11 protein-coding genes and 1 tRNA gene are annotated in these 16,500 nt (G+C 46.4%); 9 read left to right on the forward strand and 3 right to left on the reverse strand.

Translation table 11 applies throughout. The features are described from left to right. Positions 1–4: 4 nt before the first annotated feature. Entirely contained in the window at positions 5–376 is a 372-nt protein-coding gene (locus EII41_RS05895; protein WP_124789821.1) for a DUF4783 domain-containing protein, read from the reverse strand. A 195-nt stretch (positions 377–571) separates the two neighbouring features. Between EII41_RS05895 and rlmH the strand changes: the two genes are divergently transcribed. The 5 genes from rlmH to EII41_RS05920 all read left to right on the forward strand — a co-directional run bounded on the left by rlmH (position 572) and on the right by EII41_RS05920 (position 7,091). Next, positions 572–1,045: a 23S rRNA (pseudouridine(1915)-N(3))-methyltransferase RlmH gene (rlmH, locus tag EII41_RS05900; RefSeq protein WP_124789822.1), complete on the forward strand. Its 474-nt coding sequence runs from the start codon at positions 572–574 to the stop codon at positions 1,043–1,045. A 65-nt stretch (positions 1,046–1,110) separates the two neighbouring features. Continuing rightward, positions 1,111–3,609 carry an alpha-amylase family glycosyl hydrolase gene (locus EII41_RS05905; protein ID WP_124789823.1) on the forward strand — a complete coding sequence of 833 codons (2,499 nt, stop codon included), beginning with the start codon at positions 1,111–1,113 and terminating at the stop codon, positions 3,607–3,609. Between the two features lie 354 nt (positions 3,610–3,963). Then, on the forward strand, positions 3,964–4,695 hold the full coding sequence (locus EII41_RS05910; RefSeq protein WP_124789824.1) for a toxin-antitoxin system YwqK family antitoxin: 732 nt from the start codon (positions 3,964–3,966) through the stop codon (positions 4,693–4,695). Further along, complete coding sequence (locus EII41_RS05915) at positions 4,692–6,851, forward strand: HRDC domain-containing protein (RefSeq protein WP_124789831.1); 2,160 nt, start codon at positions 4,692–4,694, stop codon at positions 6,849–6,851. Before EII41_RS05910 ends, EII41_RS05915 begins: the two co-directional genes overlap by 4 nt. A gap of 167 nt (positions 6,852–7,018) precedes the next feature. Then, positions 7,019–7,091 (forward strand) — tRNA-Lys (locus EII41_RS05920). A gap of 29 nt (positions 7,092–7,120) precedes the next feature. On the opposite strand, the gene EII41_RS14120 is transcribed toward EII41_RS05920, so the two are convergent. Then, positions 7,121–7,288: a hypothetical protein gene (locus EII41_RS14120; RefSeq protein ID WP_185711844.1), complete on the reverse strand. Its 168-nt coding sequence runs from the start codon at positions 7,286–7,288 to the stop codon at positions 7,121–7,123. A gap of 73 nt (positions 7,289–7,361) precedes the next feature. On the opposite strand from EII41_RS14120, the gene purL reads away from it, so the two are divergent. From purL to EII41_RS05935, 3 genes are all read left to right on the forward strand, one after another. Next, positions 7,362–11,042: a phosphoribosylformylglycinamidine synthase gene (purL, locus tag EII41_RS05925; protein WP_124789825.1), complete on the forward strand. Its 3,681-nt coding sequence runs from the start codon at positions 7,362–7,364 to the stop codon at positions 11,040–11,042. A gap of 307 nt (positions 11,043–11,349) precedes the next feature. Further along, on the forward strand, positions 11,350–12,885 hold the full coding sequence (locus tag EII41_RS05930) for a sensor histidine kinase (protein WP_124789826.1): 1,536 nt from the start codon (positions 11,350–11,352) through the stop codon (positions 12,883–12,885). Positions 12,886–12,904: 19 nt separating this feature from the next. Next, the gene (locus EII41_RS05935; protein WP_124752325.1) at positions 12,905–13,630 is read left to right on the forward strand and encodes a response regulator transcription factor; all 726 of its coding nucleotides are present in this window, start codon (positions 12,905–12,907) and stop codon (positions 13,628–13,630) included. 116 nt (positions 13,631–13,746) lie between these two features. On the opposite strand, the gene EII41_RS05940 is transcribed toward EII41_RS05935, so the two are convergent. Further along, positions 13,747–14,445 carry a M48 family metallopeptidase gene (locus EII41_RS05940; protein WP_124789827.1) on the reverse strand — a complete coding sequence of 233 codons (699 nt, stop codon included), beginning with the start codon at positions 14,443–14,445 and terminating at the stop codon, positions 13,747–13,749. 497 nt (positions 14,446–14,942) lie between these two features. Here EII41_RS05940 and EII41_RS05945 point away from each other — a divergent pair, with 497 nt between their 5' ends. Then, complete coding sequence (locus EII41_RS05945) at positions 14,943–16,442, forward strand: Hsp70 family protein (RefSeq protein WP_124789828.1); 1,500 nt, start codon at positions 14,943–14,945, stop codon at positions 16,440–16,442. Positions 16,443–16,500 lie beyond the last annotated feature (58 nt).

A 16,500-nucleotide genomic window follows, 5' to 3' on the forward strand; every position in this document is an offset into this window, starting at 1 on the left:
GCACTCATTCGATACGTATCGAATGAATGAGCGGTTTACCCTCTTTCACTATATACGTAATATTTACACGAAATTCTTTCGTCGATGTCTGCAATTTCCCGACTATAAACCCGCTGTCGTTTTTATCGGCATGATGCGCGACGGTAAATCCCGACGGTTTATTGGATTGAAAGAACTGAGTAAGAACGGCCGTTGCGTCAGCCGCGCTACCTTTTTGCGCAACATTCGGGACTGCAATATCTACTTCCGAGTTCATATTATTAGCTAACATTGTGGCATCACCATTCTTAAACGCATTAGATACCAGCGTAATGTCTACAGCTTGCATACTCAAAACAGAGAGAGCGCATACGAATATAAAAATCAATTTTCTCATTGCTGTTTCCTCCTTACTTTAATATTCTTAATTACAAAAGTATCTATTATTTTCAAAGTCGGGCGTTAAAAATGAAAAAAACGCTCCCAAAATAAATTTAGATCACTTTTTATCAACAAATTGCAATTAACTGTTCTTTTTATGGCTCTACAGTAAAAAATATGTCTTATCTTTACTCGGTCAAATTAGAATCAGATGAATATTATACTTCTAACAGTCGGTAAAACGGATGCTTCCTATTGGAAAGATGCTCTAACAGAGTATCAGCGGCGCTTGCAGCATTATATCCCCTTTGAATTGCAAGTGCTCCCGGATATAAAAAATACAAAAAATCTGACGAAAGCTGAACAAAAAGCCCAGGAAGGTGTTTTAATACGAAAAGCATTGCAAGCAGGTGATTGGTGCGTGTTGTTGGACGAACAAGGAAAAGAATACACATCCATGGAGTTTGCAGCTTATTTAGAAAAGAAAATACAAATCGTATCGAGGCGTCTTGTTTTTATCATCGGCGGACCGTATGGTTTCAGCGATGAGGTGTATCAGATGGCATCCGAGCGTTTATCGCTTAGTAAGATGACATTTTCGCATCAAATGATTCGTCCGATATTTGTCGAACAACTTTATCGAGCAATGACGATTCTCCGCGGTGAGCCGTATCATCATCCGTAGAGAACCGGAGAAAAAAATTGTATTTTTGTCCTATTGATAACACTTTAGAACCCATTAATTTTTATATGATGAAACGGTCTATTTCTTTATTCTTACTTCTCCTGACATCGTTCGTAGCGATGGCGCAGGTGACGACCGATCCGGCGATAGTGACGGAGGCCGGAACGGTGAAAATCATTTTCGACGCATCGAAAGGAAATGGCGGCCTGAAAGGATATGCCGGTCCGGTTTATGCGCATACAGGTGTGATAACGAACAAGAGCACAAGCGGAAGCGACTGGAAGTATGCTCCTTCGTGGGGAGACAATCAGGAAAAATACAAACTTACTTCGTTGGGTGGCGACCGCTGGCAACTGACCCTTTCACCCAATATTCGGACGTATTACGGTGTGCCGACGGACGAGAAGATTCTTAAACTTGCTTTCGTTTTCCGCAGCGGTGACAAGCAGAAGGAAGGAAAAGGAGAAGGCAATACCGATATCTTTGTGACGCTGAACGAGCAAGCGTTTGTTCCTGCTGCACCCGAACGTAAGCCGCGTCCGGAGGGGATAACAGACGGAATAACGTATCGTGAAGACGGCTCTGTCGTGCTTTCGCTCTATGCGCCCGGCAAGCAGCATGTGCATCTCTTGGGCGACTTCAACAACTGGACAAAGAGTAACGACTGGCAGATGTACCGTGACGGCGATCATTGGTGGAGAACGGTCCAGGGACTGAAGAAAGGTGAAGAATATGCGTTCCAATATCTTATTGATAATGCATTCAAGATTGCGGATGCTTATGCCGAGAAGATACTCGATCCGTGGAATGACCGTGCCATTCCCGCGTCCGTCTATCCCGGCCTGAAACCTTATCCGATGCAGACGGAAGGCATCGTCGCGGTGATGCGTACCGGAGCAGAGCTGTATCAATGGCAAACGAGCGAATTCGAACCGACGGCTGCCGACCGGCTGGTAGTCTATGAGTTGCTCATTCGCGATTTCACGAAAGAAGGTACGATCACAGCGGCCATCGACAAACTGGATTACCTGAAAGCCATGGGCGTGAATGCCATCGAGCTGATGCCTGTGCAGGAATTCGAAGGAAACGACAGTTGGGGGTATAATCCCTCGTTCTATTTTGCGCCCGACAAGGCCTACGGTACCCCCAACGACTACAAACGCTTCATCGATGAGGCTCACGCACGGGGCATGTCGGTCATCCTTGATGTCGTCTTTAATCATGCGACGCTCTCGCATCCTTTCGCACGTCTCTACTGGGATGGTACGACCGGGAAGCCGGCCGCGGACAATCCATGGTTCAACGTCGATGCACCGCACCCTTACAACGTGTTCTCCGACTTCAATCACGAATATTCCGGCACCCGTAATTTCTTTAAACGGGTATTGAGCCACTGGTTGACGGTCTATCGGGTCGATGGTTTCCGGTTCGATCTGACGAAAGGATTTACGCAAACGAAATCGACCGAGTCGACGGCTTCCCGTTATGACGCGTCGCGTATTGCGATTCTGAAAGATTACCATGCGCATATTCAAAAAATCAATCCGAAAGCGTACACGATCCTCGAACATTTCTGCGAAAACAAAGAAGAGAAAGAATTGGCCGACAACGGAATGCTGCTTTGGAATAATATGAATCATGCCTATTGCCAATCCGCGATGGGATACAAAGACGGAAGCGGTCTGAAAGGCGGCAGCGCGACCTCACGAGGCTGGAAAGAACATCGCCTGATGACGTATCAGGAAAGTCACGACGAAGAGCGCACGATGTACAAAGCAAAAACGTGGGGTATCCCGCCGGTCAAGAGCGACGAGGCGACGAGACTACGTCGGGCGGCGCTCAATGCCGCATTTCTGCTGTGCACGCCCGGCCCGAAGATGATTTGGCAATTCGGTGAGTTGGGCTACGATTATTCGATCGAGGAAAATGGCCGTACGGGACGTAAGCCGGTACGGTGGGACTATTATGAAGATACGCACCGTCATAATCTGTTCGACACATATGCCAAGCTGCTCGCTTTGCGCAAGAAACACCCCGGGCTGTTTGCTTCACCCACCTCAGAGATGATGAATACCGAGACGTCGGACTGGGAGAACGGCCGGCGTATCGCACTGCAACATGCAGGGGCCGATTTGCTGTTGTTAGGTAATTTCACCGATAAGCCCTTATCTATCCCGGCACAGTTCCCAACGACCGGAAAATGGAAAAACATTTTCAGTGACACCGAAGCATTTCTGGAGATTGGAGCGACTGATAAAAACCGGGAAGTGCTGCTACAACCTCATGGCTTTCATCTCTATCTGCGGGAGCCCGGATTGTCGGCCAACGAGAAGATCGGAACTGTCGCTCCGTGCGAGATTCGTTTGCATGATGGAGTGGTCGTCGTTCGATGTGCAGAAAAAATCAGCCGGATAAGTCTCTACTCGTTCGGAGGATATCTGCTTCGCGCCGCCGACCATGCCGATAAACTGGATGTCGCAGATATTCCATCCGATATTTATCTGGTCACAGTACGTACTGCAAGTGGCGAAGTCTACAGCCAGAAGATCGTCATTAACCGATAGTCATATATCGGTTTGCGCCTCGCAAGATTAGCGTAGTCTTATTGCAGGATATGTTTTAGCTTAAACAAAATTCAAGATATGACACATATTTACAAAGTTCCATTTGCGTTGATTCGCGCCATTCGCATATCCAACAAAGGCTTGTGATACTTGTGGTTAAAGCTGACAGTTAAAAACAGTATGCTGAACGCTAATTAATTCAGGCTTTTAACCCTACTGCCGGGATACGGCGTTTTTTATGCTGACAAAGATAGGAGGTTGAGCTTTTTATGTACTTTTGCAACGTAAAAATACAATCGGATGAACGAATGAAGATGAATGAATCATAACATTAAAATTAAATAAAAAAACATCATGAAACGACGTATCTTATTTTCCGCATTTCTATGCAATATCTTATTGCCGATGCTTACGGCTCAGGAAGCAGTTTATCAGGTAGAAGAAATTACCGTGCTCAATTATGGCGACGGGCGTTTTCTGTTTCGCGAAGACAACGAGAGTAAGAAGCCTCTTGAGGGAAAGCATCGCATTATTGATGGTTATCGATCGGAGTATATCTTGGCTGAATTTAAAGACGGCATGTATCATGGCGGTTTTCAGCGTTTCAAGTATAATAAAATGGTCGAAGAAGGAACGTATTCCGAAGGACGTAAAATTGGAGTCTATAAAATCTATTTTTCAGACAGTAAGCAGGTAAAAGAAGAAAGTCCATACACCGAAGGCAAGTTGAACGGTATTCGGAAAACGTACTATGTTGACGGTTCCCTACAATCTGAAAAAGGATACAAAATGAGCATAGAAGACGGGATTGATCGTAAATATGAATGGCAGACAGGTAAAATACTTCGTGACATGTTTTATAAAGACGGAGTTCTCGAAGGAAAACAAGAACAACATATTATGAGTAATATCGGGAACTATGTAAAATATTCGAATTATCGGAACGGAAAATTGCATGGGCCTTATTCCGAGGTGTATACCGAAGGTAAAAAAAAGGACAAAATACGTCTGAAAGGTACTTATAAAGATGGTGAAAAGACTGGTGAATGGATTGACAACAGGAAGAAATACGATTGGAAGCAATGACCCAGACACCGTCTGTCGACATTTACGCCTTAGCTGAAGAGTTCATCGAGCATACGGCTTGTCCCGTCTTTCTGACCGGCAAGGCCGGGACAGGCAAGACTACTTTCCTGAAGCATCTCCGCGAGCATACGCAGAAGCAGATGGCCGTCATTGCCCCTACGGGGGTTGCGGCGATCAATGCCGGAGGCGTCACAATCCATTCGTTCTTTCAACTGCCCTTCACTCCGTTCGCCCCGATCCCGCAGGGACGGAAAAACCTGATTGCGAAAAGTAAACTTACGACTGTCCGCCGAAAAGTACTGCAAGAACTGGAACTACTCGTCATCGACGAAATCAGTATGGTACGTGCCGATCTGCTCGATGCGGTCGATGCCATGTTGCGCCATTTTCGTTATCGTGCCAACGAACCGTTCGGCGGCGTACAAGTCGTTTATATCGGCGACATGTACCAACTCTCTCCGGTCGTGCCGGACGAAGAATGGCAACTGCTCTCACAGTTCTACGAAGGGCCTTATTTCTTTCAGAGCAAGGTTGTTCAGCAGCAGCCACCCGTTTTCATCGAGCTGGATCGTATCTTCCGACAGACGAACGAACAGTTCATCTCTCTGCTGAACGAAGTGCGCAATAACTGCCTGACAGAAGCCGGCGAACGATCGCTTAACAGCCGCTACATCCCCGACTTCCGACCCTCGAACGAAGACGGCTACATTACGCTTACGACGCACAATGCCAAGGCAGACCGTATCAATTACGAAGAATTGGACAAAATCGACAATGAAAGTTTTCATTTTGATGCGCAAGTACAGGGCGATTTCCCGGAAAAAAGTTTTCCGAACGATGAACGATTGACGTTAAAGAAAGGAGCACGCGTGATGTTCATCGCCAATGATCTGGAAACGCCACGCCGCTATTACAACGGAAAAATCGGGATCGTTATCGATATCGATGAAGAGCATATCCGGGTAAATGGTGACCACGACGATGAACCGATCGAGGTCAAGCGGGAGACATGGCAAAATATTCATTACACCGTCAACAAAGAGACGAACCAGATCGAGGAGCATAAGCTCGGCAGCTATACGCAATATCCGCTGCGACTGGCCTGGGCTATTACGATTCATAAAAGTCAGGGACTTACGTTCGATCGGGTCGTCATCGATGCGCAGGCCGCGTTTGCTCCGGGACAGGTCTATGTGGCGCTCAGTCGCTGTCGCTCGCTCGAAGGCATTGTCCTCTCTTCGACTATCAACACCCAGGCTTTGCAGGTCGACAGACACATCATCCGCTATGTTCAACAAAAACCTTCGACCCGCGAGTTGGAAGCGCAAATCACAGTATTTAAAGAACGTTATAACGAACAAGTATTGTTTGATATCTTCAATTTCAACGATATTCTTTATGAAATGCGCAGACTTTACGAACAAACCGTCAACGAGAAGAGCGCCTTCAATGACGAAACGCTTCCTTTTATCAGCCGGATGATGGATCAGACCGACCGACTGAATCAAGTCACGGCCTCATTCCGTAAACAATTGCAATACCTTCTTCACACTTCCGATACTCAACGGACAAACGAGCGCATCAGAGCCGCCTCGGATTATTTCGTTACGCATCTGACGTCGCTCATCGCCGACGGAGAGAAATCGCCCGCCCGTACCGACAGCCGTGCGTCGGCACGTGACTATAACGATGCCCTCACGACGATTCTCACTCGTCTGGCTTATAAAAAGCATCTGATGGGCGGGATATGCGATGGGTTTTCCATAGCCCGCTACTTCGAACTGAAAGCTACATTTACCGCTCCTTCCGGCTCCATCAATGCGTATGCGGCAGCCCATAAAGAGTTGAAGACGGAAACGGAGCATCAGGAATTATTCGGCCTGCTGGCTGCCTTACGAAAAGAGCTGTGCGAAGAAACGGGTGCGCCGGCTTATCTCGTAGCCGCTACGAAAACATTGATCGAACTATGTAACATGCGTCCTCAAACACCTGAGGAATTGATGTGTATCAAAGGGTTCGGAAAAGTGAAGACGCAGAAATACGGCGATCGTTTTCTGGAAATCATTAACGAATATTGTCGCAAATACGGCCTGAGTTCACGCGTGGATGCTTCCGATCATACGAAAAAAAGAAAGAAGCGAAAAACCGACTCATGAAAACTTTTCATGCCGAAGATAGCGTTTGACTGCTCGTACGTAAAAAGTTTTTAGAAGACAGATGATTGGGTGTTTTTCTTCAAAAAAAAGAGACAAAAAGGTTTGCAGAAAACAAAATAACTTCTACTTTTGCACTCGCTAAGTCAGATAAGACTTTATCATTGTATGACTCCGTAGCTCAGTTGGTAGAGCAAATGACTCTTAATCATTGGGTCGAGAGTTCGAGCCTCTCCGGGGTCACAGCATACAAAAAGGTTCTTAACAAGGTTTTACGGCACCTCCGTAAGACCTTGTTTGCGTTTAAGGCAAACGGTAAAACAAGAACAGCCGATGGTATAATCGGGGCCGGTCGGGGCGAATGATCCGTCTAAAATCTCCATGGGGCAACGGCCGCAGAAGAAGAGTTGACTTTTATTCCCACATCTTCGTCTCGCCATTTGTTCGAACGAACCGTTTTTTTTTCTATCTTTGATGCGCATTTAAATAATCAATAACCATAAGGAATTATATATGATTCAGTTTTTTCAATCGTCGGACAAAACCGTCTTAGCAGTAGAGAGTTCCCATGCCTTTTCGAAGAACGATATCGAAAAATTAATCTGGCTGTTCAGCGGCGCCACTCCGGTAGAGGCGAATGTGGTTAAGGGACGATTTGTCGGGCCGCGTCGTGAGATGATCACGCCGTGGAGCACGAATGCGGTCGAAATCACGCAGAACATGGGCTTGGAAGGAATTTCGCGTATCGAAGAATATATTCCCTTGTCGCCGGAAAAGGAACATGACCCGATGTTGCAACATGTCTATGAAAACCTTGACCAGCAACTGTTCACGATCGACCGGACGCCCGATCCGATTGTGTATATCGACGATATTGCGGCCTATGACGAACAGGAAGGACTTGCGCTGAGCACCGACGAAGTGAGCTACCTCAACGAAGTCAGCCAAAAACTGAAACGTAAATTGACCGACAGCGAAGTGTTTGGATTTTCGCAGGTGAATTCGGAGCATTGCCGACATAAAATCTTCGGTGGCACCTTCGTGATCGACGGCGAAGAAAAAGAGCATTCCCTCTTTAGTCTGATCAAAAAAACATCGGCCGAGAACCCGAACAAGCTGGTTTCAGCCTACAAAGACAATGTGGCCTTCAACGCCGGCCCGACGGTCGAACAGTTCGCTCCTCTGTCTGCCGATAAACCCGACTACTTTTCGGTTAAGAAAATCGACACCGTGTTGTCGCTCAAGGCCGAAACACATAATTTCCCGACAACCGTAGAGCCGTTTAACGGTGCCGCTACGGGTACGGGAGGCGAGATTCGCGATCGTTTGGGCGGAGGCAAGGCTTCTCTTCCCATCGCAGGAACGGCCGTGTATATGACTGCGTACCCCCGCACCGAAGAAAATCGCTCGTGGGAGAAAATACTCGATCCGCGTCGATGGTTGTACCAGTCGCCCGAACAAATCCTGATCAAAGCCTCGAACGGCGCTTCCGATTTCGGAAATAAGTTCGGACAACCGCTGATCTGCGGATCGCTGCTCACTTTCGAGCACACCGAGAACGAGAAGAAATATGCGTACGACAAAGTCATCATGCTGGCCGGAGGCGTGGGCTACGCGAACAAACGCGATGCCCTCAAAGGTGAACCGAAGCCGAAGGAGAAAGTGGTGATTCTCGGAGGTGATAACTACCGCATCGGTATGGGTGGCGGCGCCGTCTCATCGGTTGATACGGGACAATATACGAGTGGCATCGAGCTGAATGCCGTGCAACGTGCCAATCCGGAGATGCAGAAACGGGCGGCCAACGTGATCCGTGCGATTGCGGAATCCGAAAGTAATCCCATTATCTCGATCCACGATCATGGAGCGGGGGGGCACCTGAACTGTCTGTCCGAGCTTGTCGAAGCTACCGGCGGACATATCGACATGTCGAAACTCCCTGTCGGCGACCCGACACTTTCGGCGAAGGAGATTATCGGCAACGAGAGTCAAGAGCGTATGGGGCTATTGATGAAAGAAAAAGACGTCGAGCGTGTGCGACGTATCGCTGAACGTGAACGCGCACCGATGTACGTTGTTGGTCAAACGACGGATGATATGAAATTTGTTTTCGAACAGCAGGACGGCGTACGTCCCATCGATATCAAACTCGAGTACATGTTCGGTAAGCCACCGCGGACCATCATGGAAGATCAAACGGTCGACGAAGCATATTCCCCTGTCAAATATAAGGAAGCCGATTTGCATCGCTACCTCGAAAATGTGCTCCAGCTCGAAGCCGTAGCCTGCAAAGACTGGCTAACGAACAAGGTCGACCGCAGTGTGACGGGTAAGATCGCTCGCCAACAGTGTCTGGGTGAGTTGCAGCTACCGCTCAGCGACCTTGGCGCCGTGGCGCTCGACTATCGGGGTAAGGCCGGTATGGCCACCTCCATCGGCCACGCTCCGCAAGTCGCGTTGATCGACCCGGCCGCCGGATCGGTGATGGCTATCGCCGAAGCACTGACGAATATTGTCTTTGCTCCACTGGTCGATGGGCTTACCAGTGTCTCGTTAAGCGCCAACTGGATGTGGCCCTGCCGGAACAAGGGCGAGGACGCGCGGTTGTATAAGGCCGTTGAAGCGGCATCGAATTTTGCCTGCGCACTCGGTATCAACATCCCGACCGGCAAGGACTCGCTTTCGATGACCCAGAAATACGGTACCGACAAAGTCTTTTCACCCGGCACTGTGATTATCTCGGCCGCGGGTGAAGTGAGCGACATCCGCAAGATCGTTTCGCCTGTACTTGTTCGCGACAAACATACCTATATATATTATATCGATTTTTCGTTCGATGCTCTTCACCTCGGCGGATCGGCTTTCGCACAGTCACTCGGCAAGGTGGGCAGTGAGGCGCCGACAGTCAAAGATTACGATTATTTCCGCGACGCATTCCATACCGTACAAGAAGCGATCAACAAGGGATTGATACTTGCCGGACATGATATTTCGGCAGGCGGTATGATCACCGCTTTGCTCGAAATGTGTTTCGCCAATGTCGAAGGCGGTCTGGAAGTGGATTTGAACGCCATAGCCGAAGAAGATATCGTTAAAATCCTGTTTGCCGAGAATCCGGGTATCCTCGTTCAGGTGAAAGAGAAGAGCGTCTTCGAGAAACAGATGCGTGCGGCCGGTATCGGATTCGCACGTATTGCACGGCCGACAGACGAACGGCACCTCATCGTGACGAAAAATGATGCGACTTATCATTTCGGTGTGGATTATATGCGCGATGTCTGGTACAAGTCATCGTATCTGCTCGATATGCAGCAGAGCGGGCGCGAATGCGCCGGCAACCGGTACGAGAACTACAAGATGCAACCGCTCAAATACAAGTTTCACAAAGATTTTGCAGGGACGCTCGCGTCGTACAAACTGACGGCCGACCGTCGCAAGCGGAGCGGTGTTCGTGCGGCCATCCTGCGCGACAAGGGTACAAACGGGGAACGCGAAATGGCTTACACGCTCTATCTGGCCGGTTTCGATGTGAAGGATGTGCATCTGACCGACCTCGCTTCGGGGCGTGAGACGCTCGAAGATGTGAACTTCATCGTCTTCTGCGGCGGATTCTCCAACTCCGATGTACTCGGTTCGGCCAAAGGGTGGGCTGCCGGTATTCTTTATAATGAGAAGGCCAAGCAGGCCATCGATCGCTTTTACGCACGCGAAGACACGATGAGCCTCGGCATCTGCAACGGCTGTCAGCTGATGGCCGAATTGGGACTGCTCTATCCCGAACACGAAGAGAAGCATAAGATGAGGCATAACCGTTCCCATAAATTCGAATCGGGATTTGTAGGGATAGATATTCCGAAGAATCATTCCATCATGCTCGGCTCGCTATCGGGCACGAAGCTTGGTGTCTGGATTGCGCACGGCGAAGGTCGGTTCGAATTTCCGTACGACGAAAAACAATACCACATTGTGGCGAAGTACAGCTACGATGGTTATCCGGCCAATCCGAACGGTTCGCCGTGGGCCGTTGCCGGCGTTTGCTCGGCCGATGGCCGCCATCTCGCCATGATGCCTCATCCCGAACGCTCTATCTTCCCGTGGCAATGCGGATATTATCCCGCCGACCGCCTCGGCGACGACGTGACACCATGGATCGAGGCTTTTGTGAATGCCCGTCGATGGATTGAAGCACACTGATTTCTGTCCCCTTGGCATATCGGGGCGTTTGAAACAGGAAAAATAGACACACTAAAATGATTGAGAGGCCGGAGAATCGAGTATTCTTTGGCCTCGATTTTAACAATTAGATGGATGTATGGAAATACTGTTTAGTTATTGACAGAGAAAGGGTTATATTCTTTCTAATGGAGGAGAATAAGCCATTTTGATTTATCTTACTAATTATTATTAACGGTTGAACGCTATATTTTTCACCTTTTTTGCGTGAATATTAAACTAAAATGCACGTTATTTGTTATCATTAAAAGAGGAGAAGCAAAAGACAATGAAGAAGTCAACGATTTGGATGCTTGCGACCGTCATGGGATTTGCATTTGCAGGCCTGCTTTATTTGCAGGTCAGCTATATCAGTATCATCATGAAGACGAGCAACGAACAGTTCGACACTACGGTACGTCGCTGTTTGGAAAAAGTGTCCGGCAGTATCGAACGGGATGAGGTCTATCGGTATCTGGAAGAAGACATCAAGTCCGGTGGGAACAGCTTCATGTATAAAAGTCCTCCCAATCAGATGGAGATCAATCAGAAGATTACGCAGAGCGAAAGTTACCAGTTACATGTGCAAAATGCCAATGGCAGCATTCAGCATATCGAACTCAATCGTTTCAGCGCAACGACTTCGGTACCTTCGAAGAATACGATTATCCGCGCATCCGAAGAGCAGCAGAAGAAACTATTGAAACGGTATGAATATCAGGCGGGTGTGATTGATGATGTGCTGTACAGTATGATTTATACGCCGAACCTGAAGCCTATCGATGAACGAGTTGATTTCAAGGTGTTGAACAATTACATCAAGTCTGAACTGATCAGCAGCGGGCTGAACATTCCGTATATTTTTTCGGTGGTCAACAAGGATGGCGTGACCATCTATCAGAACGAAGCGTATGATAAACCGCCGAAGACTGCCGATGTGGTCACCCATGTGTTATTCCCGAACGATCCGCCGTCGAAATGGAATTATCTTAAGATTTATTTTCCGACGAAGAGGGATTATATATCGAGTTCTGTGACATTCCTCGTGCCATCCGTGCTGTTCTCGTTTATTTTGCTGGTGACGTTCATTACAACGATCTACATTATTTTCCGTCAGAAGAGGCTGTCGGAGATGAAGAATGATTTTGTGAACAATATGACGCACGAGCTGAAGACGCCGGTATCGACGATTTCACTGGCCGCACAGATGCTGCGTGATACGGATATTACGAAAAGCCCCGATGTCTTCAAACATATTTCGGGGGTCATTAACGATGAAACGAAGCGCCTTGGCTTTCTCGTAGAAAAGGTGCTCCAAATGTCGCTGTTCGAAAAACAGAAGGCGACGTTGAAACTGAAAGAAATTGATGCCAATGATTTGCTGGTCGGGATTGTCAGCACCTTTGCTCTGAAAGTGGAGAAGTACGGCGGGACGATCGACGTGGATTTACAGGCTGAAGATTCGTCCGTTTATATCGACGAGATGCATATCACGAACGTCTTGTTCAACCTGCTCGATAATGCCGTCAAGTACCGCCGCAAGGAAGTGCCATTGGAACTCATGGCGCGCACACGTAGCGAAAACGGTAAACTGATTATCTCGATCGAAGATAATGGCATCGGCATCAAAAAGGAACATCTGAAAAAGATATTTGACCGCTTCTACCGTGTGCCCACCGGGAATGTGCACGATGTGAAAGGCTTCGGATTGGGGCTGGCCTACGTGCGCAAGATGGTCGAGGATCATGGCGGAACGATCCGTGCCGAACAACAACAGGAATCAGGAACACGATTTATTATAACATTGCCACTCATTAAAAACTAAACATTAAAAATCAGAAATTATGGACGAAAAATTGAAAATCTTCTTTTGCGAAGACGATGAAAATTTAGGAATGCTGCTAAGAGAATACTTGCAGGCCAAAGGTTATATTACCGACTTGTTCTCCGACGGAGAAGCCGGTTATAAAGGCTTTACGACAGGATCTTACGACTTGTGCGTGCTGGATGTGATGATGCCGAAGAAAGACGGCTTCACGCTGGCTCAGGAAATACGTTCCATTAATCCCGATATCCCGATTATCTTCCTGACTGCAAAAACGATGAAGGAAGATATCCTCGAAGGGTTTAAGATCGGAGCGGACGATTATTTGACCAAACCGTTCAGCATGGAAGAGTTGCTGCTGCGTATCGAAGCGATTCTGCGCCGCGTGAAAGGCAAGAAGATGAAGGACGTACCTTTCTACAGACTGGGTAACTTTATGTTCGACACGCAAAAACAGACGCTGACCATCGGCGAGAAGATCACGAAACTTACGACGAAGGAATGCGAACTGTTGAGTCTGCTCTGCGCACATGCCAACGAAATTCTGGAGCGTAATTACGCCCTGAAAACGATTTGGGTCGATGATAATTATTTCAACGCCCGGAGTATGGATGTGTACATCACGAAGTTGCGTAAATTGCTGAAAGATGATCCGGAAATCGAGATTATCAATATCCACGGAAAAGGATATAAGCTGATTACGCAGTCGGGCGAAGAACAAGCTCGCGAAGACGGTATCATTTAAAATGACCGGAACAGGGTCGGGGCTGTCTCATCAAATGCCTATTTTTTCGAGGCAGCCTTGTTAAGAGGGTGTGTCAAACGCCATGTTTGGGCAGACCCTCTTACACACTGCTGTTTTTACCACATCGAGTGCTTGCGCAACTCTCTGCGCAACGCTTGGGTCTGTCCGTCCGTGACGCGGTCCATCAACTGCCAGAACCGCTCGCCGTGATTCATCTCGACCGTATGGCACAGCTCGTGCAGCAGGACGTAGTCGATCAGGTGTTCCGGCAGCACCATCAGCGAAAGTGCCAGGCTGATACGCCGTTCCGAAGAGCAGCTGCCCCAACGTGTCTTCATATCGCGTACCGTCACCCCGGTGTATGAAAACCCGTGACGTGCAGCCAGAGCCGCGAGTCGTTTAGGAAGCACGCGAAGCGCCTCGTGACGAAGCGCACGACGAATCATCGCGTGTAAGACTTTCTGTACCGATTCACTTCCGAAGTCTGTGGCTTCCGGACAGGCCAGATGGAGTATGCCCTCTTTTAAGGTCATATAAAAGTCTGTCCGTGGACAGCGGAAAATTCGCAGGCGAAAAGTTGACGTCTGCCAGTCTGTTTGTTCGTCGAACCGTTGTGTCGTATTGCGTGTGAGCAATTCCTGCAACTTCTTGCGATGCTGATCGATAAACGCCAGCATCTCGCCTTCGCTACCGCGTACCGGCAACGTTCCGACGACCTGCCCGTTCTCAACTCGCAACGTATATCGGCGTGCCCGCGGATGACGACGCAACCGTATCATTCCTAACATCTCGTCGAAAATTTCCTTTTCACTCATGTCTGTTATTTGATCGCGCAAAGATACCGATTCTTCGGAATCTCTGGAAATTGACCTGCTGACAAAAAACGGAAGGTCTTTTTGAGATATTCGAGCATCTTGACATGGTAAACAGCATGATAAAACAAGGGATGACGAATGTTTATCTTAAACGGTATTTCCTGTGGATCATATTTAGCAAATACTTTAAGGAAAAAACTTACGTAACCCAAGTAAGATTTAATAGTTATCTTTTTTATATGGTTGATTCAAGTTGTTTTTATAGTTTTTTTAAAGCCTCTTTCTATAATATGATTTACTTATTGCACTATTTTTTTTAAGAAAGCAATATGTAATACATATTTATTTATTTATTTACTTTGCAAAAACAATACAATTTATATAAACGAAAATAGCAGTGTGAGACAGATGGAATGTGTCTATTTATTATGTGTTACCATAAAAGTAGATATGACCGACAGGCTACCAAACTGTATTGACAAGAACCAGATATAATAATGGCGACAGATATTAATATTCAGAGTTTATTTCCAGCATTAAGAAACTCTCAAGTTGTAAGACCAGTGAGAGACATTTTTAATACAACATTTATTGGTGTTGATTTCGGAACGTCTACGACAGTTGTTTCAGTTGCAACTATTGACGGGACGATAAAGAAAATTTTAACACAGCCAATTTGGCTGAATCAAAAACTTTATGATGGTGCGATAATGTCATCAGAAAAAATTCCTACTGTTATTGCTTGGTATAACCAACAACTTTTAGTAGGAAAAGGTGCGGCTGATTTGAAATATCAACTCAAAAAAGGCGTAAACATCTGGTACTCATTTAAAATGGAGTTAGGTGAGGACCTTGGCTCAAAATACTACAACAGTGAACTTGACAGAAAAAGCGACTTCCCTATTTTGAATCCTAAAGACGCAGCAAAAGTTTTTTTTCAATATTTGAAAGCACAAATTGATCGTTATATTAGAATAAATAATTTGCCGCCTAATGTTCAATATGCGGTAAGTATTCCAGCTTCTTTTGAAGCAAATCAAAGAAAAGAACTGATTTATGCATTAGAACAAAATGGAATTTCAATTAACAAGCAATCTTTGATTGACGAGCCCAATGCTGCTTTTCTAAGTTACGTTCAAGTATCTTCTTTAGAAAAAAAAACTATGACAATTCCTGATGGAGACAATCCTAAAATATTGGTTTTTGATTTTGGAGCAGGAACTTGTGATGTTTCCATTCTTGAATTAGGAAAAGATTTACACGGTATTTACTCTAAAAATCTATCTATCTCAAAGTTTGAAAAACTTGGTGGCGATGATATAGACCGACTGATAGCTATTGAGTATCTTTTTCCGCAATTACTCAAAGAAAGCGGAAGAGCAAACGAAGATCTTAGAACACCAGAAAAACAGAGAATTATTAATCAGTTGCTTAAAGCCGCAGAGTTACTGAAAATTATGATATGCGAAAACATTTCATTGCAAACAAATAATCGCATATTACCAACTGCTGCAATCAGTAAGGATTATGTATCAGTAGGGGACCGTATTGAAATTGATTCAAGAAAGGGACTTTTGACATTGACAGAACCTAAACTTTCCTATGCGGAATTTAACGAAGTGATGAAAGTGTTTTTAAAATTAACGGCATTACTTCCATACAAGTCTAAAAATGTTGAAGAAGAATTTGTAACTATATTCAGTCCGATTCAAACAGCTTTAAAAAAGGCTATGCTTTCCAAAGACGAAATTGATTATGTCTTATTTATTGGTGGAAGTTCCAAAAATCCGTATGTACAATCATCATTAAAAGAGTTCTTTAAAGAATCTGAATTGTTAGTCCCAAGAGATTTGCAAACGCACGTCTCATCGGGTACGGCAATTCATTCGCTTGTCTACAATGGTTTTGGCAAAAATATCATTCAACCAATTACAAGCGAACCATTTTTAGTAATTACCAAAGACGAAACACCGAAAATAATTCTGGCTCTATGTTGATTTGAGTGGGTAATGGAAATTCCTTCCTCCGTTTATGTAGTATACCATATCCATAAAG

The organism is Tannerella forsythia (assembly GCF_003860135.1).
GTDB lineage: Bacteria > Bacteroidota > Bacteroidia > Bacteroidales > Tannerellaceae > Tannerella > Tannerella forsythia_A.

Coding starts and splice junctions, on each gene's coding strand:
- EII41_RS05895 (WP_124789821.1), bottom strand. CDS start 376: ATGAGAAAATTGATTTTTATATTCGTATGCGCTCTCTCTGTTTTGAGT.
- EII41_RS05910 (WP_124789824.1), top strand. CDS start 3,964: ATGAAACGACGTATCTTATTTTCCGCATTTCTATGCAATATCTTATTG.
- EII41_RS05915 (WP_124789831.1), top strand. CDS start 4,692: ATGACCCAGACACCGTCTGTCGACATTTACGCCTTAGCTGAAGAGTTC.
- EII41_RS14120 (WP_185711844.1), bottom strand. CDS start 7,288: ATGGCGAGACGAAGATGTGGGAATAAAAGTCAACTCTTCTTCTGCGGC.
- EII41_RS05905 (WP_124789823.1), top strand. CDS start 1,111: ATGATGAAACGGTCTATTTCTTTATTCTTACTTCTCCTGACATCGTTC.
- rlmH (WP_124789822.1), top strand. CDS start 572: ATGAATATTATACTTCTAACAGTCGGTAAAACGGATGCTTCCTATTGG.
- EII41_RS05940 (WP_124789827.1), bottom strand. CDS start 14,445: ATGAGTGAAAAGGAAATTTTCGACGAGATGTTAGGAATGATACGGTTG.
- EII41_RS05935 (WP_124752325.1), top strand. CDS start 12,905: ATGGACGAAAAATTGAAAATCTTCTTTTGCGAAGACGATGAAAATTTA.
- purL (WP_124789825.1), top strand. CDS start 7,362: ATGATTCAGTTTTTTCAATCGTCGGACAAAACCGTCTTAGCAGTAGAG.
- EII41_RS05945 (WP_124789828.1), top strand. CDS start 14,943: ATGGCGACAGATATTAATATTCAGAGTTTATTTCCAGCATTAAGAAAC.
- EII41_RS05930 (WP_124789826.1), top strand. CDS start 11,350: ATGAAGAAGTCAACGATTTGGATGCTTGCGACCGTCATGGGATTTGCA.